The organism is Pseudomonas frederiksbergensis, assembly GCF_035751725.1.
Taxonomy (GTDB): Bacteria; Pseudomonadota; Gammaproteobacteria; order Pseudomonadales; family Pseudomonadaceae; genus Aquipseudomonas; species Aquipseudomonas frederiksbergensis_A.
On record NZ_CP142104.1, the window covers coordinates 1,804,150 to 1,830,605 of the forward strand.

The window sequence follows — 26,456 nt, forward strand, 5'->3', positions numbered from 1 at the left end:
ATCGCCCGTGACTGGTTTGTTTATCACGCTGGAAGGCCCGGAAGGCGCCGGCAAGAGCACCAACCGCGAATACCTGGCTGAACGCCTTCGGAGCGCCGGCATCGAGGTGGTACTGACCCGCGAGCCAGGCGGTACGCCCCTGGCCGAGCGGATTCGCGAGGTGTTGCTGGCGCCCATCGAAGAAGTCATGAACCCCGACACCGAGCTGTTGCTGGTGTTCGCCGCCAGGGCGCAGCACCTGGCCGAAGTGATTCGTCCGGCGCTGGCCAGGGGCGCCGTGGTGCTTTGTGACCGCTTCACCGATTCGACCTACGCCTACCAGGGCGCTGGCCGAGGCTTGTCCGTCGAGCGTATCGCTGCGCTGGAAACCTTTGTCCAGGGTGGCCTGAGGCCGGACCTGACCCTGGTTTTCGACCTGCCGGTGGAAGTAGGTCTGGCTCGTGCCAGCGCGCGTGGCAGGCTTGATCGCTTCGAGCTGGAGGGGGCGACTTTCTTCAATGCCGTGCGCAACGCTTTCCTCGAGCGCGCTAAGGCTGATCCGACGCGTTACCTGTTGATCGATGCGGCGCAGCCATTGACCCAGGTCCAGCAATCGCTGGATACAGTGTTGCCGCGTTTGCTGGAGCTTGCCCGTGGCTGAAGCCTATCCCTGGCAGGACGGCCTCTGGCAGCAACTGGCCGGCCGCACGCAGCACGCCCATGCGTACCTGCTGCACGGCCCGGCTGGTATCGGCAAGCGGGCCTTGGCCGAACGCCTGATGGCGAGCCTGCTATGCCTGGCCCCGACGGCTGCGAATGCCTGCGGTGAGTGCAAGTCTTGCCTGCTGCTCAAGGCTGGCAGTCATCCGGACAACTACATACTGGAGCCTGAAGAAGCCGACAAAGCGATCAAGGTCGACCAGGTCCGTGACTTGGTCAGCTTCGTGGTCCAGACCTCGCAGATGGGGGGGCGCAAGGTTGTACTGATCGAGCCGGTGGAATCGATGAACATCAACGCCGCCAACGCCTTGCTCAAGAGCCTCGAAGAGCCTTCCGGCGATACCGTGCTGTTGCTGGTCAGTCACCAGCCGAGCCGTTTGCTGCCAACCATCAAGAGCCGTTGCGTGCAGCAGGCCTGCCCGTTGCCCAGCGAGGCAATGAGCTTGCAGTGGCTGGCCCAGGCCTTGCCTGACAGCACCGATGAAGAGCGTGGCGAACTGCTGACCCTGGCCGCCGGCTCGCCGTTGGCGGCCGTCAGCCTCCAGGCCCAAGGTGTACGCGAGCAGCGCGCGCTGGTGGTGGACGGGGTGAAGAAGCTGCTCAAGCAGCAACAATCGCCGACGCAATTGGCCGAAGGCTGGAACACCATTCCCCTGTTGCTCCTGTTTGACTGGTTCTGCGATTGGTCGAGCCTGATCCTGCGTTATCAGCTCACCGAGGACGAAGCCGGCCTCGGCTTGGCCGACATGCGCAAAGTGATCCGGTACCTGGCGCAAAAAAGTAGCCAGGACAAAATCTTGAACATTCAGGACTGGATCCTTGCCCAACGTCAGAAGGTGCTGAGCAAGGCGAACCTCAATCGCGTGTTGTTGCTCGAGGCGTTGTTGGTGCAATGGGCGAGTTTGCCTGGTCGAAACTGACAGGCACGACCTAGACTGAGCTCAATCGCAGCGGAGATCAGCATGAACGAACCTGTCAGTCCCGGGCCACGCAACGGCATCCTGTCCCTGACCATCAAGGACAAGTCGGTGCTCTACGCGGCCTACATGCCATTTATCAAGAACGGCGGCCTGTTCATTCCCACCAACAAGAATTATCGTCTGGGCGACGAGGTGTTCATGCTGTTGAGCCTGATGGACGAGCCGGAAAAGATCCCGGTCGCTGGCAAGGTGATCTGGATGACCCCCAAAGGCGCCCAAGGCAACCGGGCTGCCGGCGTTGGCGTGCAGTTCAACGAAGGTGACAACTCGGCCCGCAACCAGATCGAAACCCACTTGGCCGGAGCCCTCAAGTCCGACCGTCCCACCCATACGATGTAGCCTGGCCCTTTATGCTCGTAGATTCTCATTGCCACCTCGATCGCCTTGACCTTGCCGCCCATGGTGGCTCCCTTGACGCCGCCCTGGATGCCGCCCGCCAGCGGGGAGTAGGGCATTTTCTCTGCATCGGCGTCAGCGCTGACAACGCCGGCGACGTCAAACGCCTGGCCGAACGCTATGAAGATGTCGATTGTTCGGTGGGCATCCACCCGCTGGATGTGCAACCCGACGCCACGCCCGCCCTGGATTGGCTGTTGCAGGAGCTTGACCACCCGCGCGTGGTGGCCATCGGCGAAACCGGCCTGGACTATCACTACGAGCCGGAGGCTGCCGAGGTCCAGCAAGCGTCGTTCCGCTTGCACCTGGAGGCTTCGAGGCAGACCGGCAAGCCAGTGATTATCCACACCCGTGGCGCCCGGGCCGACACCTTGGCAATGTTGCGAGACGCGGCGCTGCCCCACGCCGGCGTATTGCATTGTTTTACCGAGGATTGGGACATGGCCAAGGCGGCCCTGGACATGGGTTATTACATTTCCCTGTCGGGCATCGTCACATTCCGCAACGCCGACGCCCTGCGTGACGTCGCGAGCAAGGTGCCGGCCGATCGTTTGTTGGTGGAAACGGACTCGCCTTACCTGGCGCCCATTCCCTATCGCGGCAAGCCAAACCTTCCGCAGTATGTACGGGAGGTCGCGGAGTACCTGGCGATGCTGCGCGGGCAATCCTATGACCGGTTCGCGGAGCAGACCACGGAGAACTTCAAGCGGCTGTTCCCGTTGGCTCGGGTCCGTTGCGCAAGGGCCTGAAACCGGGGCAAAAAAAACCCGGGTTCTGGGGGGGGAATCCGGGTTAAGACCATTAGGAGTAAAACAAAGGCACGCGGTCCGTTGGTACCTTTATCAGCGCGCCACTTGGGGGAGATGTCGCGCCGACAGTTCAAGTATTGATCACTATGGCAACGCGTCCAGTTTGACCAGGGTGGTTTTTAAACAGATTTGGAATAGTTTCGCTTCGGATAAGTTCTCACTGCCAGCAAAGCCTGCCCGGGCGGCTCGCTGGGGTGAAGCGCAGAAGTGGGGGGCGCACGGTTTTCTGAAGAACTATGGCCCTGCGCGGATGATCCGTGCATTTTTGCGTAATTTAGGCATAATACCGGGCTTCGAATTTTGACCCTTCAGACCTTTTTCTTATGCATAAAGAACCCCGTAAGGTCCGCGAGTTTCGTCGCCGCGAGCAGGAAATCCTCGACACCGCGCTCAAGTTGTTCCTCGATCAGGGTGAAGACAGCGTCACCGTCGAGATGATTGCGGATGCCGTGGGTATCGGCAAAGGCACGATCTACAAGCATTTCAAATCCAAGGCCGAGATCTATCTGCGGCTGATGCTCGATTACGAGCGGGATCTGAACGAGCTGTTGCATTCGGCCGATGTCGACAAGGACAAGGAGGCCCTGTCCCGGGCGTACTTCGAGTTCCGCATGCGCGACCCGCAGCGTTACCGCTTGTTCGACCGCCTCGAAGAGAAGGTGGTCAAGGGCAACCAGGTACCGGAGATGGTCGAGGAGCTGCACAAGATCCGTGCCTCGAACTTCGATCGCCTGACCCTGTTGATCAAGGGCCGGATCAGCGAAGGCAAGCTCGAAGACGTTCCCCCTTATTTCCACTATTGCGCTGCCTGGGCACTGGTGCACGGCGCCGTGGCGCTGTACCACTCGCCGTTCTGGAGCAATGTGCTGGAAGACCAGGAAGGCTTCTTCCAGTTCCTGATGGATATCGGGGTGCGCATGGGCAACAAGCGCAAGCGCGATACCGATACCCCGAGCAGTTGAGGCATTCAGCTGCTTGATTGCGCCATGTCCGCTTACGTGGCGCAGTGCCCCAGGAATATACTCAGGCTTGGGTCTTGCGAAAACCTGATTTCTAGGTCAATTTTTACGGGCTCGATTTTTCTTTCGCCGGAGTGATCCATGATCGTTGACCGTCAAGGCAGGCGTTTTCGCAATTTGCGGATCAGTCTGACCTCAGCCTGCAATTACGCTTGTACCTACTGCGTGCCTGATGGCAAGCGGCTGGTGGCTGCGCAGGATGAACTGTCGGCTGAGGCCATGGCACGTGGCGTGGCCTACCTGATCGAAGCGGCCGGAATCGAGCGGTTGCGCATCACCGGTGGTGAGCCGCTGGTCAGCCCCAAGCTCGAGCGTTTCATGACGGCGGTAGGGCAGATGGGCCTCGAGGACATCAGCCTGACCACCAATGGACAATTGCTGGCCAAGAAGCTGCCCTTGCTGGTAAACGCCGGTATCCGCCGCATCAACGTTTCCCTCGACACCCTCGACCCCATCGCCTTTCGCAGCATCGCCCGTGGAGGCGACCTGGCGACGGTGCTTGATGGCATGGAGCAGGCCGGGGCGGCGGGCATGAAGATCAAGGTCAACATGGTGCCGCTGCGCGGGCAGAACCTCGATCAGGTCATGCCGTTGCTCGAGTACTGCCTTGAGCGTGGCTACGAGTTGCGCTTCATCGAGTTGATGCGCATGGGCCACCTGGCCAAGGACTCCAATGCGTTTCTCCAGCAGTTCGTCAGCCTCCAGCAACTGCTGGCCCTGATTGGCGACCAGTACGAATATCTGCAAGCCGATGCGCCCGTCGATGCCACGGCGGTGCGCTACGAAATTCCCGGGCTGGGGCACTTCGGCGTGATCGCCAACGAAAGCGTGCCGTTTTGCCGGACCTGTTCGCGGCTGCGCTTGTCTTCCACCGGTTGGCTGCACGGCTGTCTGTCGTCGAGCAACCGTCATTACGTCGGCGATCTGCTGGACAAGCCCCGTCACCAGGCGCTGCCGGCGCTCCAGCGCCTGTTGGTCAAGGCGCTGGGCGACAAGCAAGAAGTGGCGTTCTCCGGTGGCGCAACCATCATGAAGATCATTGGCGGTTAAGTGGGCTTTCCAAGCTGAAAATCCAATCAGCCCAAGGACTGGCGCAAAAGCTGCATCCAATGGCCATTCGCCGGTTTTCCGTCACCGGTTTTTGGAGGATAGGATGCGTAGCCTGTTTTTGCTGCTGACCGTTTTGACGCTTGGTGGCTGCATGAATGTCAGCGATATGGGGGAGGGCGTTCGTTATCACATGAGCGATGCCGGCCTGCTGGACCATAGCGACAGCCGCCGTGTGAACAACCTGCGCATTCAGCCGGATTCCTTCATCTACATTGCCCAAGGAGCTTTCGCTCCGCCAGGCAGCGCCTATCCGCGGCCCAATGTCGTGGCTGAAGAAGCCTTCAATGGTTTCATCGAATATTTCCCCATGGTTCGTCGCGCCCGGGTCCCCGAAGGCCTCGACCAAGCCATGGGCGAGGCGCGGGCCGCTGGTGCCCATTACCTGCTTTACACCCGCTTCGCCAAGGCGGACAACCGCATCGGCAACACCGACGAATGGTTGGATGAAGAGGCGGTGGACCGCCTGGGTGTCGACACCAGTGTGATTCAAATCATGTTGATCGAGACCAGCACCCAGTATTTGATTGATACTGCACGCATCAAGAGCCGTGGCGGTTTGCTGACGTTGCACGACAAGCAGCCACAGGATCTCATTGCCGCGCCGTTGCGTGAGTATGCCCGCAGCTTGTTGGGAATGAGCAACGAATAAATAGAAGGAGGCACCATGAGCGGACCGCAAAAAGCCAATGACCTGCTGGGGCAGATCCCCAAGAGCAAAGGCCTGCCGCCGGTCCACTTGTGGAACCCTGACTTCTGCGGCGACATCGACATGCGCATCGCCCGCGATGGCACTTGGTATTACCTGGGGACGCCCATCGGACGCAAGCCGATGGTCAAGCTGTTCTCCACCATCATTCGCCGCGACGGCAATGATTACTTCCTGATTACCCCTGTGGAAAAAGTCGGCATCAAGGTCGATGACGCGCCGTTTGTGGCCGTGACCCTGGAGGTCGAAGGGAACGGCGAAGGGCAGTTGTTGCGCTTCACCACCAATGTCGATGAAACCACCGAGGCCGGCCCCGAACATCCAATGCGGGTGATGATCGATCCGCAGACCCAGGAACCGGCACCCTATGTTCATGTGCGCAGCAATCTCGAAGCGCTGATCCATCGCAATGTCTTCTATCAACTGGTGGAGCTGGCCGTGAGCCGCGAGATCGATGGGCAACGATGGCTGGGCGTCTGGAGTGGCGGCGAGTTTTTCCCCATCGGCCTTGAGCCCTGACCCTCTGGGCACCGAGGCGCCGCTATCGCAAGCAAGCTCGCCCCACAGGTGAGAATGCAAAAATTCAAATTGACACCCAATCATATGATGATTAGCGTGGGCGCCTAACAAAAAAACGCCCACGGGGTATCCATGTCCAGCAGTTTTCACGCATCGACCGTCGATTGGCTCGGGGGCTGGATCGCCGCCGGCCAGGTCAAGCCTGGGCAAACCATCAAGGTCGAAGCAGACTTGGGCGAGCAACTGGGTGTCAGCCGCACGGTCATTCGCGAAGCCATCAAGACCTTGGTCGCCAAAGGCATGCTGGAAGTCGGGCCGAAGGTCGGTACGCGGGTACTGCCGGTGCGCCGCTGGAACCTCTTTGATCCACAAGTCGTGGGCTGGCTGTCACGCAGCGGGTTGCCGGAGAATTTCGTCGACGATTTGCTGGACCTGCGCCGTACCATCGAGCCCATGGCGGTGCGCTGGGCATGTGAACGGGCGACGGCAGACCAGGTGCAGGCGATCCGCCTGGCCTATCATGCGCTGGAGCGGGCGGTGGACAGCGGTGCGGATTACAACCGCGCCGACCAGTTCTTTCACGAATGCATCCTCGCGGCCAGCCATAATCAATTCATCGAACAAATGGTCCCGGCCCTCGGCGCGTTGCTGGCGGTTTCGTTCGAGGTGTCCGCCGCCGACCCTGACGAATTGCGTCGCACCTTGCCGATCCACAAGGATATCGCCGAAGCCATCGCGGCCCGGGACGCGACGCGAGGCGTCTGGGCCTGCATGACGCTGATCGATAACGCAGACCTGGCCATCAAGCGTTTTTACCCCGATGTAATGGCCGGTCGAACAGACAACGCCGGGAAAGCCGGGAACAGGAGGTTTTGATGAAGTGGACGGCGGTGACGGAGCATCGGGCAAAGCTCGGCGAGGGGCCTTTCTGGGATGAGCCGACCCAGGCGCTGTATTGGGTCGATATCGCCGGCAAGCAAGCCCTGCGGCTGATCGGCAAGAATGTGCAGATCTGGCAGATGCCAGAACACATCTCCGCGTTCATTCCGACCCAGAGCGGCGATGCCCTGGTGACGCTGAGCAGTGGCGTCTACCGGTTGGACCTGGATTCGCCAGGCCTGGAACCGCGTCTGAAGTTGCTGTGCATGGCGGACCCCCAGCCAGGCAATCGCGCCAACGAAGCCCGCTGCGATGCCTTGGGCCAACTCTGGCTGGGCACCATGCAGAACAACATCGGTGAGGATGGCGAAGACTTGCCCATCGAGCGACGCTCCGGCGGGCTGTTCCGTGTCGGCGGCGACGGTCGCGTGATGCCGTTGCTGCGTGGCCTGGGCATTCCCAATACGTTGTTGTGGAGCCCCGATGGCACGACGGTCTATTTTGGCGAAAGCCTGGACGGAACGCTGTATCGGCATTTTATCTACCCCGATGGAAAACTGGCGCCCGCTGAAGTCTGGTTCGGACCCCATTCCCGTGGCGGACCGGATGGTTCGGCGATGGATGCACGGGGCTATATCTGGAACGCGCGCTGGGACGGCAGTTGCCTGTTGCGCCTGACCCCGGACGGGCAGGTCGATCGGGTGATCGAACTACCGGTCAGTCGCCCGACCAGTTGTGTGTTCGGTGGCGAAGACCTGAAGACGCTCTACATCACCAGCGCGGCGAGCCCACTGGGCCATCCGCTGGACGGTGCGGTGCTGTCCATGCGCGTCGATGTACCGGGTATGGCTTGCACGCGGTTTGCGGGATAGATCCCATAATATGGGATGTAAATATATATATTGAGATTATTTGGCGGTCGGGTTTATAGTCGGCTCCATCAGCAATACGCACTCACACTTAAAAAAACAAAACAGGTGAAGTGATGCATCGTTTTTCTCCTGCCCGCCCCAGCGGCGTTCGCGAATCAGTGTTGACTCGACAGCTTTTGCACCGGCCATCGGTAGATGGGCGGTTTTTGTCGTGTTTTCGTGCAGGAGACGCGGTCCATGGTTGAAGCGCTTCGCTTGCCGCCCGTGCCTGAACCTGTGAAGGGCGAGCGACTGAAAAACAAGGTCGTGCTGTTGACTGGCGGGGCCCAAGGCATCGGCGAGGCCATTGTCGCGGCGTTCGCTTCGCAACAGGCCCGGCTGGTGATCAGCGATATCCAGGCTGACAAGGTCGAAGCCGTCGCCGCTCATTGGCGCGGCCAGGGCGCGGATGTGCAGGCGCTCAAAGCCGACGTTTCGAACCAGCAGGATTTGCACGCCATGGCCCGCCGGGCTGTCGAGCTGCACGGTCGCATCGACGTGCTGGTGAATTGCGCTGGCGTCAATGTGTTCCGCGATCCGCTGGAAATGACCGAAGAGGACTGGCGCCGTTGCTTCGCCATCGACCTGGATGGCGCCTGGTACGGTTGCAAGGCCGTGTTGCCGCAAATGATCGAGCAGGGCGCGGGCAGCATTATCAACATCGCGTCGACCCATTCGTCCCACATCATTCCTGGCTGTTTCCCGTATCCCGTCGCCAAGCATGGCCTACTGGGCCTGACCCGTGCCCTGGGCATCGAGTACGCACCCAAGGGCGTGCGCGTGAATGCCATCGCGCCGGGCTACATCGAGACGCAACTGAACATCGATTACTGGAACGGTTTCGCCGATCCCCAGGCCGAACGCCAGCGCGCACTGGACCTGCACCCGCCGCGGCGCATCGGGCAGCCGATCGAAGTGGCGATGACGGCCGTGTTCCTGGCCAGTGACGAAGCACCGTTTATCAATGCCTCATGCATCACCATCGATGGTGGACGTTCGGTCATGTACCACGACTGAATATTCTTGGATTGCGGTAGGAAACTTCGCCTGTAATCCAATCATCATACGATATGACTATTTAAACCTATGCTGTGCAGTAACACGTTTTGACCGGCCAGCCTGCGCAATTCCACCGACGGTGGAGCAGATCCCTGGACGTTTGGCTTTCAATAAAAAAAACAAGGAGTCAGCTATGAAACATCGTCGTGGGATCCGTTCCCTGTGTCGCGCCGCCCTGGCGGTTACCGCGTTCAGCCTCAGCAGCCACTTGCTGGCGGCCGAAGCGGTAAAAATCGGTTTCCTGGTCAAGCAGGCGGAGGAGCCTTGGTTCCAGACCGAATGGGCGTTCGCGGAGAAGGCGGCCAAGGATAAAGGCTTTGAGTTGATCAAGATCGCCGTGCCTGACGGCGAGAAGACCCTCTCGGCCATCGACAGCCTCGCCGCCAACGGTGCCAAGGGTTTCGTGATCTGCCCGCCGGACGTGTCCCTCGGCCCGGCCATCATGGCCAAGGCCAAACTCAACGACCTCAAGGTGATCGCCGTCGACGACCGTTTCGTCGATTCCAAAGGCAAGTTCATGGAAGACGTGCCGTACCTGGGCATGGCCGCGTTCGAGGTCGGCCAGAAGCAAGGCGCCGCCATGGCCGCTGAAGCGAAAAAGCGCAACTGGGATTGGAAAGACACTTACGCGGTGATCAACACCTATAACGAACTGGACACTGGCAAGAAGCGCACCGACGGTTCGGTCGATGCCCTGAAAAAAGCCGGGATGCCGGAAGACCATATCTTGTTCGCTGCGCTCAAGACCCTCGACGTTCCCGGCAGCATGGACTCCACCAACTCGGCGCTGGTGAAGCTGCCAAGCGCCGCGAAAAACCTGATCATCGGCGGCATGAACGACAACACCGTGCTGGGCGGCGTGCGCGCCACCGAAGCAGCCGGGTTCAAGGCAGCCAACGTGATCGGTATCGGCATCAACGGCACCGACGCCATCGGCGAGCTGAAGAAACCGAACAGTGGCTTCTTCGGTTCGATGCTGCCAAGCCCGCACATCGAAGGCTACAAGACTGCCGAAATGATGTACGAGTGGATCACCGCCGGCAAGGAACCGCCGAAGTACACCGCCATGGACGAGGTGACGCTGATCACCCGGGAGAACTTCAAGCAAGAGCTGGAAAAGATCGGCCTGTGGAACTGACGGTCGGTTGATTCAAAAGCGGCCCCGGTCACAAGCGTGATCGGGTCGCTTGATCTCTGTAAGTTCGAGGTGGTTATGCAAGCGCAAACAGCGACACGGCAACACAGCATCGGCGGCAGCTTGCGGTTCAACGGGATCGGCAAGTCCTTTCCCGGCGTGCAGGCGCTGGCCAATATCAGTTTCGTCGCGCATCCGGGGCAGGTTCATGCCTTGATGGGCGAGAACGGCGCGGGCAAGTCCACCTTGCTCAAGATTCTCGGTGGCGCCTACATTCCGAGCAGCGGTGACTTGCAGATCGGCGAACAGACGATGGCGTTCAAAGGCACCGCCGACAGCATTGCCAGCGGTGTGGCGGTGATTCACCAGGAACTGCATCTGGTGCCGGAAATGACCGTCGCGGAAAACCTGTTCCTTGGCCATTTGCCGGCGCGTTTCGGCCTGGTCAATCGTGGCGTGCTGCGCCAGCAGGCGCTGACGCTGCTCAAAGGCCTGGCGGACGAAATCGACCCGCAGGAAAAAGTCGGTCGCCTGTCCCTTGGCCAACGCCAACTGGTAGAAATCGCCAAGGCCTTGTCCCGTGGCGCCCATGTCATTGCCTTCGACGAACCGACCAGCAGCCTGTCGGCCCGGGAAATCGACCGTTTGATGGCGATCATTGCCCGTCTGCGGGACGAGGGCAAAGTGGTGCTGTACGTCAGCCACCGCATGGAAGAGGTGTTCCGCATCTGCAATGCGGTGACGGTTTTCAAAGACGGTCGTTATGTGCGGACCTTCGAAAACATGAGCGAGTTGACCCACGATCAGTTGGTTACCTGCATGGTCGGTCGCGATATCCAGGACATCTATGACTATCGCCCTCGGGAGCGCGGCGATGTGGCGCTGCAAGTGAAGGGCCTGCTGGGGCCGGGTTTGCGCGAACCGGTGAGTTTCCAGGTGCACAAGGGCGAGATCCTCGGCCTGTTCGGGCTGGTCGGCGCCGGTCGTACCGAGTTGCTGCGTTTGCTCAGTGGCCTGGAGCGCCAGAGCGAGGGCAGCCTGGTGCTGCATGGCAAGGAACTGAAACTGCGTTCACCCCGGGATGCCATCGCCGCTGGCGTGCTGCTCTGCCCGGAAGATCGCAAGAAGGAAGGCATCATCCCGTTGGGCAGCGTGGGCGAGAACATCAACATCAGCGCTCGTCCGGCGCATTCCGCGCTTGGCTGCCTGCTGCGTGGCGACTGGGAGCGGGGCAATGCCGACAAGCAGATCAAGTCGTTGAAAGTGAAGACCCCAGCGGCCAGCCAGAAAATCATGTACCTGTCCGGCGGCAATCAGCAGAAGGCGATTTTGGGCCGCTGGCTGTCGATGCCGATGAAAGTCCTGCTGCTGGACGAACCGACCCGTGGCATCGATATCGGCGCCAAGGCCGAGATCTACCAGATCATCCACAACCTGGCGGCCGATGGCATCGCGGTGATTGTGGTGTCCAGCGACCTCATGGAGGTGATGGGCATTTCCGACCGGATCCTGGTGCTCTGTGAAGGGGCCATGCGCGGCGAGTTGCCACGTGACCAGGCCGACGAATCCAACCTGCTGCAACTGGCGCTGCCGCGCCAACGCGTTGCCGACGCGGCGAACTGAGAGGTAAATCATGACCATTCAAAACAATGCCCTGCCAACGGCACGCAAGCCCCTCGACCTGCGCCGTTTCCTCGATGACTGGGTCATGCTGCTGGCGGCCGTCGGCATCTTCGTGCTCTGCACCCTGCTGATCGACAACTTCCTGTCGCCTCTGAACATGCGCGGCCTGGGCCTGGCGATTTCCACCACCGGCATCGCGGCCTGCACCATGTTGTATTGCCTGGCTTCCGGGCATTTCGACTTGTCGGTGGGTTCGGTGATTGCTTGTGCCGGCGTGGTTGCAGCTGTGGTGATGCGCGATACCGACAGCATGCTTCTGGGCGTGAGTGCGGCGTTGGTGATGGGGCTGATCGTCGGCCTGATCAACGGCATCGTGATTGCAAAACTGCGGGTCAATGCACTGATCACCACCCTGGCGACGATGCAGATCGTCCGCGGCTTGGCCTACATTTTTGCCGACGGCAAAGCCGTGGGCGTGTCCCAGGAATCGTTCTTCGTCTTCGGCAACGGCCAGATGTTCGGTGTGCCGGTGCCGATCCTGATCACCATCGCCTGCTTCCTGTTTTTCGGCTGGCTGCTGAACTACACCACCTACGGGCGCAACACCATGGCCATTGGTGGCAATCAGGAAGCCGCGTTGTTGGCAGGGGTGAACGTTGATCGGACCAAGATCATCATCTTCGCCGTGCATGGCTTGATTGGCGCTCTGGCTGGGGTGATCCTGGCGTCGCGCATGACTTCCGGCCAGCCGATGATTGGCCAGGGCTTCGAGTTGACCGTGATTTCGGCCTGTGTACTGGGCGGTGTTTCGTTGAGCGGCGGGATCGGCATGATTCGCCATGTCATCGCCGGCGTGCTGATCCTGGCGATCATCGAGAACGCGATGAACCTGAAGAACATCGACACCTTCTACCAATACGTCATCCGCGGCTCGATTCTGTTGCTGGCGGTGGTGATTGACCGATTGAAGCAGCGTTGAAGGTCAACGGAGGCTGATTCGCGGCCATCGCGAGCGAGCCCGTTCCCACAAGGTTTGTGCCAGGGGCCAAGGTCTCGGCACAGCGCAAACCGGTGTAGGAGCGGGCTTGCTCGCGAAGGCGTCCTCCCTGGCGCCAACAGTCATCCCGCCTTGCGCAACGCTTCGACCAGCTCCTGCTTGCGCATCTTCGAACGCCCGGGGATGTTCTTCGCCCGGGCTTCCTTCATCAGGCTGTCCACGGTCTGGGCCTCATGGGAGGCTTTGCTGGTGCGCGGATGGCCTTCGCGCGACTTGGCTGCGCGGCGCGCGGATCCCTTACGGTCGGATTGCTTCGCCTCGGCCGGTTTTTTCTTTCCGGATCCGCCAGAGCGCTCACCACCTCCGGACTGCTTGTTTACCGTCGCCCAGGCCCGAGCCTCGGCTTCGCCTTCCGAAACACCTTTTTGCTCATAGCTCTCTTCGATGTGCTCGGCCTTGCGCTTTTGCTTGTCGGTGTATTTGTCTTTGCTTCCACGAGGCATGGGACCGTACTCCTCGACGTCTGGGAAAAGTTACTGGCTGGCGGCGCCGCCTTCTGAACCCGAACCTCCGGTGGTCGTTTTCGAACCCACACCGGTATCGGCATTGTCGGGCGTGGTGGAGTCCGGTGTGTTCATCCCGCCTTGACGGCCGGTGTCGTTGCCTTGGACCCGCGGATCGGTGCCGGTGGCGGGCGGCTGGCCATTGTTCAAGGTGCCGCCCGTGCCATCAGTATTCAACTTGGGTAAACCTTGGGTGGCAGGTGAATTGGGTGCCTGAACCGGGTCGGTCGGCCCGGTGCCACTGGTCGTGGCGGCGAAAGCCCCCGAAGATATCAATGCTGCGAAGGTGAATGCAGTCAGCCTTGAATTGATCATGGTGTCGCCTCCAATTTTGGAATGCTTGCCAGATTTTTGGCCGCGCTGCAGCGGGGTTGGTGCCAGAGGGGCGACGAACGGCGCTGTGGAAGTTGTCTGCAGAAGATGTGACGAGCGCCGCCTGGCGGCTTAGTATGGCGCTTTCAATTGGCGACAAGGCCCGTACATGTCCATCGAGATCCGTCCTGCGCAACCCAGCGATGCGCCTCAAATCCTAGCCTTCATCACCGAATTGGCCGATTACGAAAAGGCCCGCCACGAAGTTATCGCCAGTGTTGCCGACATCGAGCGCAGCCTGTTCAGCGAGGGCGCAACGGCCCACGGGTTGATCTGCCTGCGTGATGGCGTGCCGATCGGTTTCGCGGTGTTCTTCTTCAGCTATTCCACTTGGCTGGGCAGCAACTGCCTGTACCTCGAAGACTTGTACATTACGCCAGAGCAGCGCGGTGGCGGGGCAGGGAAGACGTTGTTGCGGCATTTGGCGAAGATCGCCTGCGACAACGATTGCGGTCGCTTTGAGTGGAGCGTATTGGACTGGAACACCCCGGCCATCGAGTTCTACAAATCCCTCGGCGCGCAACCGCAGGAAGAGTGGGTGCGCTATCGGATGGATGGCAAGGTGCTGCGCGATTTTGCCAACGGCAATTGATCATGCGTATGAGTCGGACGCGTACTCCGTGAATCCGGGACGCTGTTCGAGCCGCTTGCAATAGGCGGCTACCGCTGGGTAATCCGGACGCTCCATGGGCGTCTGGCGCCAGCGGTGCACGGACAGGCCAATGAGCACGTCGGCTAAGGAAAAGTCCGCGCCAGCCACGTAAGCGCCAGTGTGGTTCAGCTGTTGTTCCAGCAACCCCATTTTTTCGTTCCAGCCTTTGACGCCGGCAGCGATGAGTTGCGGGTCCTGGAAATCCGGGTGTTTGCGCACCAGCCCATAGAACGCATCACCCCATGACGGATTGAGTTCCGTGGCTTGCCAGTCCATCCACTGCTCGATGCGCGCTCGTGCGGCAGGTTCGTTGGGAAGCAGATCGGTGCGCCCGTGCTTGCCCACCAGATAGCGGCAAATGGTGTTCGACTCCCAGAGCACGCCATTCTCGTCGATGATCACCGGCACTTGGGCGTTGGGATTCAATGCCAGGAACGCTGGATCATGGGTCGAGGAAAAGCCGATGCCCCAGTCTTCGCGCTCGTAGGCGATTTCCAATTCCTGGCAGGTCCACAACACTTTTCTGACGTTGATCGAGGAGGTGCGGCCGAGGATCTTCAGCGTCTGTCCCATCACTTTTTTCCCTGAGTTGTCTGGCTTTCCGATTAGAAACGTAGCAGGGGCTGGGGTGGATGGCGATAGTTTTACCGTTGCTATAAAGATCCCAATATATGGGAGTGATATTTATATATTGAGATTTTATGGTGCCCGGGTTTATAGTCCGCCTCACTCACTGCCCAATAAACAAAACAGGTGAAGCGGATGCAGGCGCAATTGATCGCGCTCGATTGGGGGACCACCTCATTACGGGCTTACAAACTTGCCGCGGGAGGCGAGGTGCTCGAACAGCGTTCGCTGTCGTCGGGGATCATGCAGTTGCCGTCCGGGCCGCGAACCGTGGCCGGCCAGGTCTGCACCGACGGTTTTGAATTGGCCTTCGATGAAGCCTGCGGCGACTGGCTCGATGCGCAGCCAGGCTTGCCCGTCATCGCTTGCGGCATGGTTGGCAGCGCCCAAGGTTGGCGAGAAGCGCCTTACTGCGATACGCCGGCAAACGTCGCCAATCTCGGACATTCCCTACAAGTCATTCGGAGCCTTCGTGGTGTAGATGTTCACATCGTGCCAGGCGTGATCCAGCGTTCCCGGCTGCCCAATGTGATGCGCGGCGAAGAAACCCAGGTACTCGGTGCGTTGCATAGCCTGCCGAACGAAGCGGTGCTGATCGGCTTGCCGGGCAGCCATTCGAAATGGGTAGAGGTAGCCGACGGCTGCATCGTTCATTTCGACACCTTCATGACCGGCGAGATCTTCGCCGTGCTCAGTGACCACAGCATCCTCGGCCGTACCCAGCAGCGAGACGTGGCGTTCGACGGCGTGGCTTTCGATCGTGGCGTACAGGTCGCGCTGTCGGCGGACGGGGAAATCGGCCCTTTGTCCACCGTGTTCAGCGCCCGCAGCCTGGGCCTGACTGGCGAGCTCGGCGCGAGCGCCCAGGCCGACTATCTGTCGGGTGTGCTGATCGGCCATGAGCTGACGGCCCTGGCCGCCGTGCAGCGTCAGCGACGTAACAGCGTTCCCTTACCGACGGTGTTGCTGATCGGCAACTCTCAATTGTGTGCCCGTTACCAACGGGCTCTCGATGCCTGCGGTTTCGCCCGGGTGACCTTGGCCGAACAGGCCACCGAGCGCGGTTTATGGCAGCTGGCCGTGGCGGCCGGGCTGCTCGAATCCACCGCATCGCGTTAAACCTGACTGGAGACCTGACATGCTCACACAAGCATTGGCGCATAACGGACTGATCGCGATCCTGCGCGGCCTGCGCCCCGAGGAAGCGGCATCTATCGGCGAAGTCCTTTATGCCGCTGGATTTCGTGTCATCGAAGTGCCGCTCAATTCCCCTGAGCCGTACGAAAGCATTCGCATCCTGCGCAGTACCTTGCCCGCCGATTGCCTGATCGGTGCCGGCACCGTGCTCACGCCGGAACAGGTCGAGCAGGTGAAAACCGCTGGCGGCCAGGTGATCGTCATGCCTCATAGCGATCCGAAGGTGTTGCGGGCGGCGAAAGCGGCGGGGCTGTACCTGTCGCCGGGCGTCGCCACGCCGACGGAAGCGTTCGCCGCACTGGCCGAGGGCGCTGATGTGCTGAAGATGTTTCCCGCCGAGCAAATGGGCCCGGCGGCGGTCAAGGCCTGGCTTGCGGTGTTGCCGACCGGGACCGTACTGGTGCCGGTGGGCGGGATTACCCCGGACAACATGGCGGTGTTCGTCGAAGCCGGCGTCAAGGGTTTCGGCCTCGGTTCCGGGCTGTTCAAGCCGGGCCTGACAGCGGATGAAGTGGCGGTGCGCGCCAAGGCCTACGTGGCCGCATGGAATGCCTTGAACTGAAGACTTTTCCAGCGCCCCGCGCGCTGCATCTGACAAGAGAGACAACAAGATGAAAATCACCAAGCTGACCACGTTTATCGTTCCGCCGCGCTGGTGCTTCCTCAAGGTCGAAACCGACGAGGGCGTGACCGGTTGGGGTGAGCCGGTGGTCGAGGGCCGTGCCCACACGGTGGCGGCCGCCGTCGAGGAATTGTCCGACTACCTGATCGGCAAAGACCCACGCAATATCGAAGACATCTGGACCGTACTCTATCGCGGCGGCTTCTACCGCGGCGGCGCCATTCATATGAGCGCCCTGGCCGGTATCGACCAGGCGTTGTGGGACATCAAGGGCAAGGCCTTGGGCGTGTCGGTCAGCGATTTGTTGGGCGGCCAGGTGCGCGACAAGATCCGTGTTTACTCCTGGATCGGCGGCGACCGGCCGGCGGACACCGCTCGAGCGGCGAAAGAGGCGGTAGGGCGGGGCTTCACCGCGGTGAAGATGAACGGCACCGAAGAGCTGCAGTTTCTCGACACTTTCGAAAAAGTCGACCTGGCCTTGGCCAACGTGGCGGCAGTGCGCGACGCGGTCGGGCCGAACGTCGGCATCGGCGTGGACTTCCACGGTCGGGTGCACAAGCCGATGGCCAAGGTGCTGATGAAGGAACTCGACCCCTACAAGCTGATGTTCATCGAAGAGCCGGTGCTCAGCGAAAACTACGAAGCCCTCAAGGAACTGGCGCCACTGACCAGCACCCCAATCGCCCTGGGCGAGCGGTTGTTCTCGCGTTGGGATTTCAAGCGGGTGCTCAGCGAAGGCTACGTGGACATTATCCAGCCGGATGCGTCCCACGCCGGTGGCATCACCGAAACCCGCAAGATCGCCAACATGGCCGAGGCCTACGACGTGGCGCTGGCGCTGCATTGCCCGCTGGGCCCGATTGCCCTGGCGGCGTGCCTGCAACTGGACGCGGCTTGCTACAACGCGTTTATCCAGGAGCAGAGCCTGGGTATCCACTATAACGAGAGCAACGACCTGCTGGACTACATCAAGGATCCTCGAGTGTTCGACTACGACCAGGGCTTCGTGAAAATTCCGAACGGTCCCGGCCTGGGCATCGAGATCAACGAGGAATACGTCATCGAGCGCGCGGCCATCGGCCACCGCTGGCGCAACCCGATCTGGCGCCATGCCGATGGCAGTTTTGCCGAGTGGTGATTGCCTCGGAGCCCACATTTCCATGGCGAGGGAGCAAGCCGCCTCGCCATGGTGGTTGATGTGATCGCTCATTAGCTTCGCCCTCAATAAACATAAAAAGAGGCACCTCACATGCAAGCGCACACCCTGAGCGCGCAGGCGTCGTTGGTGACGCCCAGCCGCAAGCGTTTTTTCATCATGGTCCTGCTGTTCATCACCGTGGTGATCAACTACCTGGACCGCAGCAACCTCTCGATTGCCGCCCCCGCACTGACCAGCGACCTGGGCATTGACCCGATCCACGTCGGGCTGATTTTTTCCGCGTTCGGCTGGACCTACGCCGCCATGCAGATCCCCGGCGGCTGGCTGGTGGACCGGGTGCCGCCGCGCATCCTCTATAGCGTGGCGTTGCTGTTGTGGTCGGTGGCCACGGTGATGCTCGGTTTCGCCGCCAGTTTCATTGCCTTGTTCGTGCTGCGCATGGCCGTTGGTGCCCTGGAGGCGCCGGCCTATCCAATCAACAGCCGCGTGGTCACGACCTGGTTTCCCGAGCGCGAGCGGGCCACGGCGATCGGTTTCTACACCTCCGGGCAGTTCGTCGGCCTGGCATTCCTGACCCCGGTACTGGCGTGGCTGCAACATGCCTTCGGTTGGCACATGGTGTTTGTCGCTACGGGCGCGGTGGGCATTCTCTGGGCGGTGATCTGGTACGCGGTGTATCGCGAGCCGCGGGATTTCAAAGGCGCCAACGCCGCCGAAATCGAGCTGATCCGCGAAGGCGGCGGGCTGGTGGATATCCAGGCCGAGACCGCCAAGGTCAAGGCCAAATTCAGCTGGACCGATCTGGGCATCGTCCTGACCCAACGCAAGTTGTGGGGCATTTACCTGGGGCAGTTCTGCCTCAACTCCACGCTGTGGTTTTTCCTGACATGGTTTCCGACCTACCTGGTGAAATATCGCGGCATGGACTTCATCAAGTCCGGCTTGCTGGCGTCGTTGCCATTCCTCGCGGCATTTGTTGGTGTGCTGTGTTCCGGGTTCTTCTCCGACTGGCTGATTCGCCGCGGCGCCACGGTGGGGTTCGCGCGCAAATTGCCGATCATTGGTGGGTTGTTGATTTCCACGGCGATCATCGGCGCCAACTACGTCGAATCGACGCCGCTGGTCATCGCATTCCTGGCCTTGGCTTTCTTCGGCAATGGCCTGGCATCGATCACCTGGTCGCTGGTGTCGACCCTGGCGCCGGCAAGGTTGCTTGGGTTGACCGGCGGGGTGTTCAACTTCATCGGTAACCTGGCGGCCATCGCCACGCCGATCGTCATTGGCTTCCTCGCCAGCGGCGATTCGTTTGCCCCGGCCATCACCTATATCGCGGTGCTCGCACTGGCCGGCGCGCTGTCCTACATCCTGCTGGTCGGGAAGGTCGAGCGCATCGAGTTGTAGTCCGACGGGACGGGCGACCATAATGCCGCCCGTTCCCCGCTCACTGTTGAAGGCCGCCATGCAGCAAGACGATCCAAAAACTATCAAGGATGCCGCCCCTACCGGCACGCAGACATTGCTGCGCGGCCTGGGCGTGGTCCAGGCGGTCGCCAGTGGCGCCCGCGACTTGAAGGAAATCGCCCGGCTGATCGGCACCACCCGCAGCACCACCCATCGCCTGGCCAGTTGTCTGGTGGATGAACGTTATCTGCGCGTGGTGCCGCAAGTGGGTTACCTGCTGGGGCCGAAGTTGATCGAGCTGGGTTTCCAGGCCCGGGAAGAGTTGCCGCTGGTCAGCCTGGCGGGGCCGTACCTGGACGAGTTGTCGGCGCTCACGGGGGACACCGTTCACCTGGCGATTCGCGAGGGCGACGAAGTCTTGTACTTGCTGAAGAATCCGGGGCGCAACGGCCCGGAAATGCGCTCGCGTGTGGGCCATCGCATGCCGTTGGCGCGGACCGGGATCGGCAAGGCCCTGATGCTCGATGACTCCCAGGAGCAATGGAAACGGCTGTATGAAATCAGCCTGCCGGCGGGTGGGAAAAATCAGTTCTGGCCCCAGCACCAGGAGCAATCCTGGGAGCAGTTCCAGCAACGAATGGTGGAGTATGTGGCGGGGGGCTATGCCTTCGACCTGGAGGACAACGAACCGTCGATCCGTTGTGTGGCGGCGCCGATCCGTGACGCCGGCAAGCGCATCGTCGCCGGTATCAGCATCGCCAGCACCGTGCCTTACATGCCGCTGGAAAAAATGGCCGAGCTGATCCCCCTGGTCAAAGGGGTTACAGCCCGGCTGTCGGCGGAACTGGGCGCCAAGGTTTGACGAACGTCAGGCCTTGAGTGTCGCCATGTCGATGACGAAGCGGTACTTCACATCCCCGGCGATCATGCGGCTGTAGGCCTCGTTGATCTGGCGGATGTCGAGCATTTCAATGTCGCAGCTGATGTTGTGCTCGGCGCAGAAATCCAGCATTTCCTGGGTTTCTGCGATACCGCCGATCAGCGAGCCGGCCAGCACTCGGCGACCCATGATCAGCTTTGCCGCGTGTACCGGTGGGTCGACCGGCTCGACCAGGCCCACGATGATGTGCACGCCGTCGAAATGCAGCGTGTCGAGGTAGGGGTTGAGGTCGTGCTGCACCGGGATGGTGTCGAGCAGGAAGTTGAAACGTCCGGCAGCGGCCGCCATCTGTTCGGCGTCGGTGGACACGATCACATGATCCGCGCCTTGGCGACGGGCTTCCTCGGCCTTGCTTGCCGAGCGGGTGAACAGCGTCACTTCGGCGCCCATGGCCTTGGCAAACTTGATACCCATGTGGCCCAGGCCTCCCATGCCCAGCACGCCGACCTTGTCACCGGCCTTCACGCCATAGTGCTTGAGCGGCGAATAGGTGGTGATGCCGGCGCAGAGCAGCGGCGCGGCGCTGGCTGGGTCGAGTGTCTGCGGGATGCGCAGTACAAAGTGCTGGCTGACCACGATGCTGTCGGAGTAGCCGCCCATGGTGTGGCCGCCACTTATGCGGTCCGGGCTGGCGTAGGTCTGGGTCATCCCTTCCAGGCAGTATTGCTCCAGGTCGGCCCGGCACGCTTCGCATTCACGGCAGGAGTCGACCATGCAGCCCACGCCCACCAGATCTCCGACTTTGTGACCGGTGACATTCGCACCGACGGCGGTGACTTTTCCGATGATTTCATGGCCGGGCATCAACGGGTAAACGGCGATGCCCCATTCATTGCGGGCCTGGTGGATGTCGGAGTGGCAGACCCCGCAGTAGAGAATATCGATCGACACATCGTCGGCGCGCGGGCTGCGACGCTCGAACTTCATGGGGGCGAGGGGGGTGGTGGCCGATTGGGCGGCATATCCGATGGCTGTGTACATGATGGACCTCGCTGAGCAGTGAACGGTGAGGGGTTCATTCTGGGAGGCATGGCGGCAGGCGGCGATGGTGAATCCTACGCCTGTCATGCCTAATCCTCCGGCGTTGGCCAGGATTTGATTCCATGTGACGCCAGACCTGCGATGATGGTTTCATCCCATTTTTCGTGAAGTTTTCGCCCATGTTGTTGACCCGCCATCTCGATGCCAATGCCACGCTGGTTTCGCTGATAGAACCCTTGGCTACCCGCGACGGTTTTGTCCCTACGCGACTGCCTGGCGTGCACGCGCTGCGCGCCAGCCAGGACGTCGCCCGTGGCCCGCAGCTCTACGAGCCGAGCCTGGTGATCATTGCCCAAGGCAGCAAACTGGCGTACCTGGGACCGCGGACAATGGAATATGGCGCGGGGCATTATCTGATCCAGGCCCTGCCGGTGCCGTTCGAATGCGAAACCTACGCCATGCCCAATGCTCCGCTGTATGGCATTTCCGTTGCGATCGACCGGGCGATGTTGGGGGAATTGGTGCTGGCCATGGGGTTGATGCCAGGTCGGAATCTGCCGCCCCAGACGCCGGAATCCATGACCTGCGCAGTGCTCGATGATGCCATGCGAGGGTGTGTCGAACGCTTGTTGCGCTGCCTGCACGATCCACTGGAGTGCCAAGTCATGGGCCAGGCGCGGCTACGGGAATTGCTATTCGTCGTGTTGCGCGGGCCCCAGGCCGATGTGCTGCGGGCGCTGGTGGAGCAGCAGGGCCAGTTCGCCCGGATTGCCGCAGCCCTGAGCCATTTGCATGCGCACTTCACCGAGCCGCTGAACGTCGAGACGCTGGCGAGTCGCGCGAACATGAGCGCTTCGACCTTCCATGAGCATTTCAAGCGCAGCACCTTGCTGTCGCCGGTGCAGTACCTCAAGCGTTTGCGCCTGCTCAAGGCCCAGCGGCTGCTGCTCTGTGAGGGCATGAGCGTGGCCCAGGTCGCGCATCAAGTGGGGTATCAGAGCCCGTCGCAGTTCAGTCGGGAGTACAAGCGTTACTTCGAGCGCAATCCTGGGGAAGAGCGCGCCGCCTGAGTCTTTGAAAATCCCTTGTGGGAGCGGTGTTTGTTGGATTGCAGGTAATAAAAAGGCCCCCATTGCGGGAGCCTCGATGTTCAGCGTGTCGGCTTACATGTTCGGGTAAGTCGGGCCGCCGGCGCCTTCCGGGGTGACCCAGGTGATGTTCTGTGCAGGGTCCTTGATGTCGCAGGTCTTGCAGTGAACGCAGTTCTGGGCGTTGATCTGGAAACGCTTCTCACCGTCTTCCTTGGTGATCACTTCGTACACGCCGGCTGGGCAGTAGCGCTGGGCCGGTTCGTCGTACAGCGGCAGGTTCTTGCTGATCGGGATGCTCGGGTCGGTCAGCTTCAGGTGGCAGGGTTGTTCTTCTTCATGGTTGGTGCCGGAGATGAACACCGAGCTGAGCTTGTCGAAGCTGATCTTGCCGTCCGGTTTCGGGTAGTCGATCTTCTTGCACTCTGCCGCCGGTTTCAGGCAGGCGTAATCCGGCTTGGTGTCGCGCAGGGTGAACGGGATCTTGCCACCGAAAATGTTCTGGTCGAGCCAGTTGAAACCGCCACCGACGATCGCGCCGTACTTATGAATCGCCGCGCCGAAGTTACGGCTGGCGAACAATTCTTCATACAGCCAGCTGCTCTTGAAGCTGTCTACGTAGGCGGTCAGTTCATCACCGCCTTCGGACTCGGCGAACAGGCGATCGGCCACGGCTTCGGCGGCGAGCATGCCGGATTTCATGGCAGTGTGGCTGCCCTTGATCTTGGCGAAGTTCAGGGTGCCGAGGTCGCAACCGATCAGCGCACCACCCTTGAAGACCATCTTCGGCAGCGAGTTCAGGCCGCCCTTGCAGATGGCACGGGCGCCGTAGCTGACGCGCTTGCCGCCTTCCAGGTACTGCTTGAGCACCGGGTGATGCTTGAGGCGCTGGAACTCGTCGAACGGCGACAGGAAGGTGTTGCTGTAGGACAGGTCGATAATCAGGCCGACCACCACCTGGTTGTTTTCCAGGTGATAGAGGAAGGATCCGCCGGTGTTCTCGGTGCCCATGATGTCCAGCGGCCAGCCGGCGGTGTGCACCACCAGGCCGGGTTGGTGCTTGGCCGGGTCAATTTCCCAGATTTCCTTCAGGCCGATGCCGTAGTGCTGGGCGTCGGCCTCGCTGTCCAGATTGAAGCGCTTGATCAATTGCTTGCCGATGTGGCCACGGCAGCCTTCGGCGAACAGCGTGTACTTGCCACGCAATTCCATGCCAGGGGTGTAGAGGCCTTCCTTCGGGTGGCCTTCGCGGTCGACACCCAGGTCGCCGGTGATGATCCCGCGCACCACGCCGTTTTCGTCGAACAGCGCTTCCTGAGCGGCGAAGCCGGGGTAGATTTCCACGCCCAGGTTCTCGGCCTGCTGGGCCAGCCAGCGGCACAGGTTGCCCAGGGAAATAATATAGTTGCCTTCGTTGTGCATGGTCTTGGGCACAAAGAAGTCAGGGATTTTGCTCGCGGCCTCGGCGTTTCTCAGGACATAAATGTCATCGCGTACGACCGGCGTATTCAGTGGCGCGCCAAGTTCTTTCCAGTCCGGGAACAGTTCGTTCAGGGCGCGGGGTTCAAACACCGCGCCGGAGAGGATGTGCGCACCGACTTCGGAACCTTTTTCGACCACGCAGACGCTGATTTCCTTACCGGCTTCGGCGGCCTTCTGTTTCAGTCGGCAAGCGGCAGACAGGCCAGCGGGGCCGGCACCGACGATGACCACGTCGAATTCCATGTATTCGCGTTCCACAGGCTATCTCCTACTCAAGGCTCACAGTTTTTTCTAATTGGAGGTTTGGCGTTGCATCCGTTGTTTCCTTCGCGAAGCGACGAAAGCGACAATGGATGAGACGCGGGTCTCTCTTAAGCGGCGCATTATATCTACACCACTCTCAGGGTCCAATACAAACGTTTGTTTGAAATTGCCGCAGCCCTGATAAATCACTGACGTACGGCTTATGACTGACCATTTTGCCGTATTGACCGGAATAGGCGTTCCGGTCAAGATACGGGCGGTTTTGCGCTCGCCGTAGGCTGACTGTTGGTTCCAAGAGCACCTCTAAAAACAGGGCGAAGGCAGCACGAAGTGACGTATTGCGTGGTTGCGACGCGCAGTTTACACGCCGCGATAATGAATGACTCATCGGTCATCACTGACGAATGGTCTTCACTCCCGTGAGCAAAGGTCATGTGTGGTTCATGCCGGCGTTTTTAGAGGTGCCCTTGCGCCCATGATCATCAACCGCCAGGTTCGCCCAGGCGACTTTCTTTTCACCGGAGAGTAACGAGGAATCCATGAAGGTTCTTGTAGCTGTCAAACGAGTGGTCGACTATAACGTCAAGGTTCGCGTCAAGGCGGACAACTCCGGCGTCGACCTCGCCAACGTCAAGATGTCGATGAACCCTTTCTGCGAAATCGCCGTAGAAGAAGCCGTACGCCTGAAAGAAAAAGGCGTGGCGACTGAGATCGTCGTCGTTTCCATCGGCCCGACCACCGCCCAGGAACAACTGCGCACCGCGCTTGCGCTGGGTGCCGATCGCGCCATCCTCGTCGAATCCGCCGAAGACCTGACTTCCCTGGCTGTTGCCAAGCTGTTGAAAGCCGTTGTCGACAAGGAACAGCCACAGTTGGTCATCCTTGGCAAGCAGGCCATCGACAGCGACAACAACCAGACCGGCCAGATGCTCGCCGCGTTGAGCGGCTACGGCCAGGGCACCTTCGCGTCGAAAGTCGAAGTGTCCGGCGACAGCGTTGCCGTGACCCGCGAAATCGACGGCGGCGCGCAGACGGTTTCCCTGAAACTGCCGGCCATCGTCACCACCGACCTGCGTTTGAACGAGCCGCGTTATGCGTCCCTGCCAAACATCATGAAAGCCAAGAAGAAGCCGCTTGAAGTGCTGACGCCTGACGCTTTGGGCGTTTCCACCGCCTCCACCAACAAGACCCTGAAAGTCGAAGCGCCGGCTGCACGCAGCGCGGGCATCAAGGTCAAGTCGGTGGCTGAACTGGTCGAGAAACTGAAAAACGAAGCGAAGGTAATCTAACTATGACTATCTTGGTAATCGCCGAACACGATAACAAGGCGCTGGCTCCGGCCACGCTGAACACCGTTGCTGCCGCCGCCAAAATCGGTGGTGATGTGCACGTACTGGTAGCCGGGCAGGGCGCAAGCGCCGTTGCCGAAGCCGCTGCGAAAATCGCTGGCGTGGCAAAAGTGCTGTCGGCCGACAACGCCGCCTACGCGCATCAGTTGCCGGAAAACGTCGCGCCTCTGGTCGCCGAGCTGGGCAAGGGCTACAGCCACATCCTGGCTGCCGCGACCTCCAACGGTAAAAACATCCTGCCTCGCGTCGCCGCTGCACTGGATGTCGACCAGATCTCCGAGATCATCTCGGTCGAAAGCGCCGACACCTTCAAGCGTCCGATCTACGCCGGCAACGCCATTGCCACCGTGCAATCGACCGCTTCGGTCAAGGTCATCACCGTCCGCGCCACCGGTTTCGACCCGGTAGCCGCCGAAGGTGGCTCGGCTGCCGTTGAAGCCGTAGGCGCTGCCCACGACGCCGGCATTTCCAGCTTCGTCAACGAAGAGCTGGCCAAGTCCGATCGTCCTGAGCTGACCGCTGCCAAGATCGTCGTTTCCGGCGGCCGTGGCATGCAGAACGGTGACAACTTCAAGCACCTGTACGCCTTGGCCGACAAGCTGGGCGCCGCCGTCGGTGCTTCCCGCGCCGCGGTCGACGCAGGTTTCGTACCCAACGACATGCAGGTCGGCCAGACCGGCAAGATCGTTGCGCCACAGCTGTACATCGCCGTCGGTATCTCCGGCGCGATCCAGCACCTGGCCGGTATGAAAGACTCCAAAGTGATCGTTGCGATCAACAAGGACGAAGAAGCGCCGATTTTCCAAGTGGCCGACTACGGCCTGGTGGCGGACCTGTTCGAAGCCATCCCTGAGCTGGAGAAGCTGGTCTAATCCGGCGTCTTCACTTATAAAGAGCCCGGCCCTTTGGCCGGGTTT

The 26,456-nt window shown here is 60.7% G+C and carries 28 protein-coding genes; 23 read left to right on the forward strand and 5 right to left on the reverse strand.

The genetic code is table 11. From position 1 onward, the window contains the following. The first annotated feature begins 7 nt into the window (after positions 1 to 7). The 14 genes from tmk (at position 8) to araH (ending at position 12,824) form a co-directional block, all read left to right on the forward strand. Positions 8 to 640: a dTMP kinase gene (gene tmk, locus VQ575_RS08045; protein WP_039593655.1), complete on the forward strand. Its 633-nt coding sequence runs from the start codon at positions 8 to 10 to the stop codon at positions 638 to 640. After that, entirely contained in the window at positions 633 to 1,619 is a 987-nt protein-coding gene (locus tag VQ575_RS08050) for a DNA polymerase III subunit delta' (protein ID WP_325919420.1), read from the forward strand. Before tmk ends, VQ575_RS08050 begins: the two co-directional genes overlap by 8 nt. Before the next feature lie 42 nt (positions 1,620 to 1,661). Beyond that, positions 1,662 to 2,018, forward strand: a complete 357-nt coding sequence (locus VQ575_RS08055; RefSeq protein WP_039593657.1) for a PilZ domain-containing protein — start codon at positions 1,662 to 1,664, stop codon at positions 2,016 to 2,018. Between the two features lie 11 nt (positions 2,019 to 2,029). Next, a complete protein-coding gene (locus VQ575_RS08060; RefSeq protein ID WP_045156586.1) occupies positions 2,030 to 2,824 on the forward strand; it encodes a TatD family hydrolase in 795 nt (264 codons plus the stop codon). 383 nt (positions 2,825 to 3,207) lie between these two features. Beyond that, entirely contained in the window at positions 3,208 to 3,846 is a 639-nt protein-coding gene (locus VQ575_RS08065) for a TetR/AcrR family transcriptional regulator (protein WP_039593659.1), read from the forward strand. Positions 3,847 to 3,984: 138 nt separating this feature from the next. Further along, positions 3,985 to 4,953, forward strand: a complete 969-nt coding sequence (locus tag VQ575_RS08070) for a GTP 3',8-cyclase MoaA (RefSeq protein ID WP_039593660.1) — start codon at positions 3,985 to 3,987, stop codon at positions 4,951 to 4,953. A 103-nt stretch (positions 4,954 to 5,056) separates the two neighbouring features. Then, positions 5,057 to 5,662, forward strand: a complete 606-nt coding sequence (locus VQ575_RS08075) for a DUF4823 domain-containing protein (protein WP_039593661.1) — start codon at positions 5,057 to 5,059, stop codon at positions 5,660 to 5,662. A gap of 15 nt (positions 5,663 to 5,677) precedes the next feature. After that, the gene (locus VQ575_RS08080) at positions 5,678 to 6,238 is read left to right on the forward strand and encodes a DUF1285 domain-containing protein (RefSeq protein WP_325919421.1); all 561 of its coding nucleotides are present in this window, start codon (positions 5,678 to 5,680) and stop codon (positions 6,236 to 6,238) included. A 132-nt stretch (positions 6,239 to 6,370) separates the two neighbouring features. After that, positions 6,371 to 7,114, forward strand: a complete 744-nt coding sequence (locus tag VQ575_RS08085; protein ID WP_039593663.1) for a FadR/GntR family transcriptional regulator — start codon at positions 6,371 to 6,373, stop codon at positions 7,112 to 7,114. Next, a complete protein-coding gene (locus tag VQ575_RS08090) occupies positions 7,114 to 7,989 on the forward strand; it encodes an SMP-30/gluconolactonase/LRE family protein (protein ID WP_039593664.1) in 876 nt (291 codons plus the stop codon). Before VQ575_RS08085 ends, VQ575_RS08090 begins: the two co-directional genes overlap by 1 nt. A 237-nt stretch (positions 7,990 to 8,226) precedes the next feature. Continuing rightward, positions 8,227 to 9,045, forward strand: coding sequence for an SDR family oxidoreductase (locus tag VQ575_RS08095; RefSeq protein WP_325919422.1), 819 nt, complete (start codon positions 8,227 to 8,229; stop codon positions 9,043 to 9,045). A 175-nt stretch (positions 9,046 to 9,220) separates the two neighbouring features. After that, a complete protein-coding gene (locus tag VQ575_RS08100; protein WP_039593666.1) occupies positions 9,221 to 10,225 on the forward strand; it encodes a substrate-binding domain-containing protein in 1,005 nt (334 codons plus the stop codon). A gap of 75 nt (positions 10,226 to 10,300) precedes the next feature. Continuing rightward, positions 10,301 to 11,845, forward strand: a complete 1,545-nt coding sequence (araG, locus tag VQ575_RS08105) for an L-arabinose ABC transporter ATP-binding protein AraG (protein ID WP_039593667.1) — start codon at positions 10,301 to 10,303, stop codon at positions 11,843 to 11,845. A gap of 10 nt (positions 11,846 to 11,855) precedes the next feature. After that, positions 11,856 to 12,824, forward strand: coding sequence for an L-arabinose ABC transporter permease AraH (gene araH / locus VQ575_RS08110; protein WP_045156581.1), 969 nt, complete (start codon positions 11,856 to 11,858; stop codon positions 12,822 to 12,824). A gap of 140 nt (positions 12,825 to 12,964) precedes the next feature. On the opposite strand, the gene VQ575_RS08115 is transcribed toward araH, so the two are convergent. Together VQ575_RS08115 and VQ575_RS08120 are read right to left on the reverse strand one after the other, a co-directional pair. After that, on the reverse strand, positions 12,965 to 13,345 hold the full coding sequence (locus VQ575_RS08115) for a Rho termination factor N-terminal domain-containing protein (protein WP_325919423.1): 381 nt from the start codon (positions 13,343 to 13,345) through the stop codon (positions 12,965 to 12,967). Positions 13,346 to 13,375: 30 nt separating this feature from the next. Next, the gene (locus VQ575_RS08120; protein WP_039593670.1) at positions 13,376 to 13,720 is read right to left on the reverse strand and encodes a hypothetical protein; all 345 of its coding nucleotides are present in this window, start codon (positions 13,718 to 13,720) and stop codon (positions 13,376 to 13,378) included. A 166-nt stretch (positions 13,721 to 13,886) separates the two neighbouring features. Between VQ575_RS08120 and VQ575_RS08125 the strand changes: the two genes are divergently transcribed. Next, a complete protein-coding gene (locus VQ575_RS08125; protein WP_014339485.1) occupies positions 13,887 to 14,369 on the forward strand; it encodes a GNAT family N-acetyltransferase in 483 nt (160 codons plus the stop codon). Here VQ575_RS08125 and VQ575_RS08130 read toward each other — a convergent pair whose 3' ends face one another. Beyond that, positions 14,370 to 15,002: a glutathione S-transferase family protein gene (locus VQ575_RS08130; protein WP_039593671.1), complete on the reverse strand. Its 633-nt coding sequence runs from the start codon at positions 15,000 to 15,002 to the stop codon at positions 14,370 to 14,372. Positions 15,003 to 15,191: 189 nt separating this feature from the next. On the opposite strand from VQ575_RS08130, the gene VQ575_RS08135 reads away from it, so the two are divergent. The 5 genes from VQ575_RS08135 (at position 15,192) to VQ575_RS08155 (ending at position 20,297) form a co-directional block, all read left to right on the forward strand. Further along, the gene (locus tag VQ575_RS08135) at positions 15,192 to 16,175 is read left to right on the forward strand and encodes a 2-dehydro-3-deoxygalactonokinase (RefSeq protein ID WP_325919424.1); all 984 of its coding nucleotides are present in this window, start codon (positions 15,192 to 15,194) and stop codon (positions 16,173 to 16,175) included. Between the two features lie 19 nt (positions 16,176 to 16,194). Beyond that, positions 16,195 to 16,815, forward strand: coding sequence for a 2-dehydro-3-deoxy-6-phosphogalactonate aldolase (locus VQ575_RS08140; RefSeq protein ID WP_039593673.1), 621 nt, complete (start codon positions 16,195 to 16,197; stop codon positions 16,813 to 16,815). Positions 16,816 to 16,864: 49 nt separating this feature from the next. Next, entirely contained in the window at positions 16,865 to 18,013 is a 1,149-nt protein-coding gene (gene dgoD, locus VQ575_RS08145; RefSeq protein WP_045156576.1) for a galactonate dehydratase, read from the forward strand. A 111-nt stretch (positions 18,014 to 18,124) separates the two neighbouring features. Next, positions 18,125 to 19,435 carry an MFS transporter gene (locus tag VQ575_RS08150; protein ID WP_039593675.1) on the forward strand — a complete coding sequence of 437 codons (1,311 nt, stop codon included), beginning with the start codon at positions 18,125 to 18,127 and terminating at the stop codon, positions 19,433 to 19,435. A 58-nt stretch (positions 19,436 to 19,493) separates the two neighbouring features. Further along, positions 19,494 to 20,297 (forward strand): IclR family transcriptional regulator, encoded by an 804-nt coding sequence (locus VQ575_RS08155; RefSeq protein WP_039593676.1) that lies wholly within the window; start codon positions 19,494 to 19,496, stop codon positions 20,295 to 20,297. A 6-nt stretch (positions 20,298 to 20,303) separates the two neighbouring features. On the opposite strand, the gene VQ575_RS08160 is transcribed toward VQ575_RS08155, so the two are convergent. After that, complete coding sequence (locus VQ575_RS08160) at positions 20,304 to 21,356, reverse strand: NAD(P)-dependent alcohol dehydrogenase (RefSeq protein ID WP_039593677.1); 1,053 nt, start codon at positions 21,354 to 21,356, stop codon at positions 20,304 to 20,306. A 179-nt stretch (positions 21,357 to 21,535) separates the two neighbouring features. Between VQ575_RS08160 and VQ575_RS08165 the strand changes: the two genes are divergently transcribed. Further along, entirely contained in the window at positions 21,536 to 22,426 is an 891-nt protein-coding gene (locus VQ575_RS08165) for an AraC family transcriptional regulator (RefSeq protein ID WP_039593678.1), read from the forward strand. Between the two features lie 93 nt (positions 22,427 to 22,519). On the opposite strand, the gene VQ575_RS08170 is transcribed toward VQ575_RS08165, so the two are convergent. Beyond that, positions 22,520 to 24,184 carry an electron transfer flavoprotein-ubiquinone oxidoreductase gene (locus VQ575_RS08170; RefSeq protein ID WP_045156574.1) on the reverse strand — a complete coding sequence of 555 codons (1,665 nt, stop codon included), beginning with the start codon at positions 24,182 to 24,184 and terminating at the stop codon, positions 22,520 to 22,522. Positions 24,185 to 24,729: 545 nt separating this feature from the next. Here VQ575_RS08170 and VQ575_RS08175 point away from each other — a divergent pair. Both VQ575_RS08175 and VQ575_RS08180 read left to right on the forward strand, forming a co-directional pair. Continuing rightward, the gene (locus VQ575_RS08175; protein ID WP_007908338.1) at positions 24,730 to 25,479 is read left to right on the forward strand and encodes an electron transfer flavoprotein subunit beta/FixA family protein; all 750 of its coding nucleotides are present in this window, start codon (positions 24,730 to 24,732) and stop codon (positions 25,477 to 25,479) included. A 2-nt stretch (positions 25,480 to 25,481) separates the two neighbouring features. Beyond that, positions 25,482 to 26,411 carry an electron transfer flavoprotein subunit alpha/FixB family protein gene (locus VQ575_RS08180; RefSeq protein ID WP_039593680.1) on the forward strand — a complete coding sequence of 310 codons (930 nt, stop codon included), beginning with the start codon at positions 25,482 to 25,484 and terminating at the stop codon, positions 26,409 to 26,411. The last annotated feature ends 45 nt before the right edge of the window (positions 26,412 to 26,456 follow it).

Coding starts and splice junctions, on each gene's coding strand:
- VQ575_RS08055 (WP_039593657.1), top strand. CDS start 1,662: ATGAACGAACCTGTCAGTCCCGGGCCACGCAACGGCATCCTGTCCCTG.
- VQ575_RS08060 (WP_045156586.1), top strand. CDS start 2,030: ATGCTCGTAGATTCTCATTGCCACCTCGATCGCCTTGACCTTGCCGCC.
- VQ575_RS08065 (WP_039593659.1), top strand. CDS start 3,208: ATGCATAAAGAACCCCGTAAGGTCCGCGAGTTTCGTCGCCGCGAGCAG.
- VQ575_RS08070 (WP_039593660.1), top strand. CDS start 3,985: ATGATCGTTGACCGTCAAGGCAGGCGTTTTCGCAATTTGCGGATCAGT.
- VQ575_RS08075 (WP_039593661.1), top strand. CDS start 5,057: ATGCGTAGCCTGTTTTTGCTGCTGACCGTTTTGACGCTTGGTGGCTGC.
- VQ575_RS08080 (WP_325919421.1), top strand. CDS start 5,678: ATGAGCGGACCGCAAAAAGCCAATGACCTGCTGGGGCAGATCCCCAAG.
- VQ575_RS08085 (WP_039593663.1), top strand. CDS start 6,371: ATGTCCAGCAGTTTTCACGCATCGACCGTCGATTGGCTCGGGGGCTGG.
- VQ575_RS08090 (WP_039593664.1), top strand. CDS start 7,114: ATGAAGTGGACGGCGGTGACGGAGCATCGGGCAAAGCTCGGCGAGGGG.
- VQ575_RS08095 (WP_325919422.1), top strand. CDS start 8,227: ATGGTTGAAGCGCTTCGCTTGCCGCCCGTGCCTGAACCTGTGAAGGGC.
- VQ575_RS08100 (WP_039593666.1), top strand. CDS start 9,221: ATGAAACATCGTCGTGGGATCCGTTCCCTGTGTCGCGCCGCCCTGGCG.
- araG (WP_039593667.1), top strand. CDS start 10,301: ATGCAAGCGCAAACAGCGACACGGCAACACAGCATCGGCGGCAGCTTG.
- araH (WP_045156581.1), top strand. CDS start 11,856: ATGACCATTCAAAACAATGCCCTGCCAACGGCACGCAAGCCCCTCGAC.
- VQ575_RS08115 (WP_325919423.1), bottom strand. CDS start 13,345: ATGCCTCGTGGAAGCAAAGACAAATACACCGACAAGCAAAAGCGCAAG.
- VQ575_RS08120 (WP_039593670.1), bottom strand. CDS start 13,720: ATGATCAATTCAAGGCTGACTGCATTCACCTTCGCAGCATTGATATCT.
- VQ575_RS08125 (WP_014339485.1), top strand. CDS start 13,887: ATGTCCATCGAGATCCGTCCTGCGCAACCCAGCGATGCGCCTCAAATC.
- VQ575_RS08130 (WP_039593671.1), bottom strand. CDS start 15,002: ATGGGACAGACGCTGAAGATCCTCGGCCGCACCTCCTCGATCAACGTC.
- VQ575_RS08135 (WP_325919424.1), top strand. CDS start 15,192: ATGCAGGCGCAATTGATCGCGCTCGATTGGGGGACCACCTCATTACGG.
- VQ575_RS08140 (WP_039593673.1), top strand. CDS start 16,195: ATGCTCACACAAGCATTGGCGCATAACGGACTGATCGCGATCCTGCGC.
- dgoD (WP_045156576.1), top strand. CDS start 16,865: ATGAAAATCACCAAGCTGACCACGTTTATCGTTCCGCCGCGCTGGTGC.
- VQ575_RS08150 (WP_039593675.1), top strand. CDS start 18,125: ATGCAAGCGCACACCCTGAGCGCGCAGGCGTCGTTGGTGACGCCCAGC.
- VQ575_RS08155 (WP_039593676.1), top strand. CDS start 19,494: ATGCAGCAAGACGATCCAAAAACTATCAAGGATGCCGCCCCTACCGGC.
- VQ575_RS08160 (WP_039593677.1), bottom strand. CDS start 21,356: ATGTACACAGCCATCGGATATGCCGCCCAATCGGCCACCACCCCCCTC.
- VQ575_RS08165 (WP_039593678.1), top strand. CDS start 21,536: ATGTTGTTGACCCGCCATCTCGATGCCAATGCCACGCTGGTTTCGCTG.
- VQ575_RS08175 (WP_007908338.1), top strand. CDS start 24,730: ATGAAGGTTCTTGTAGCTGTCAAACGAGTGGTCGACTATAACGTCAAG.
- VQ575_RS08180 (WP_039593680.1), top strand. CDS start 25,482: ATGACTATCTTGGTAATCGCCGAACACGATAACAAGGCGCTGGCTCCG.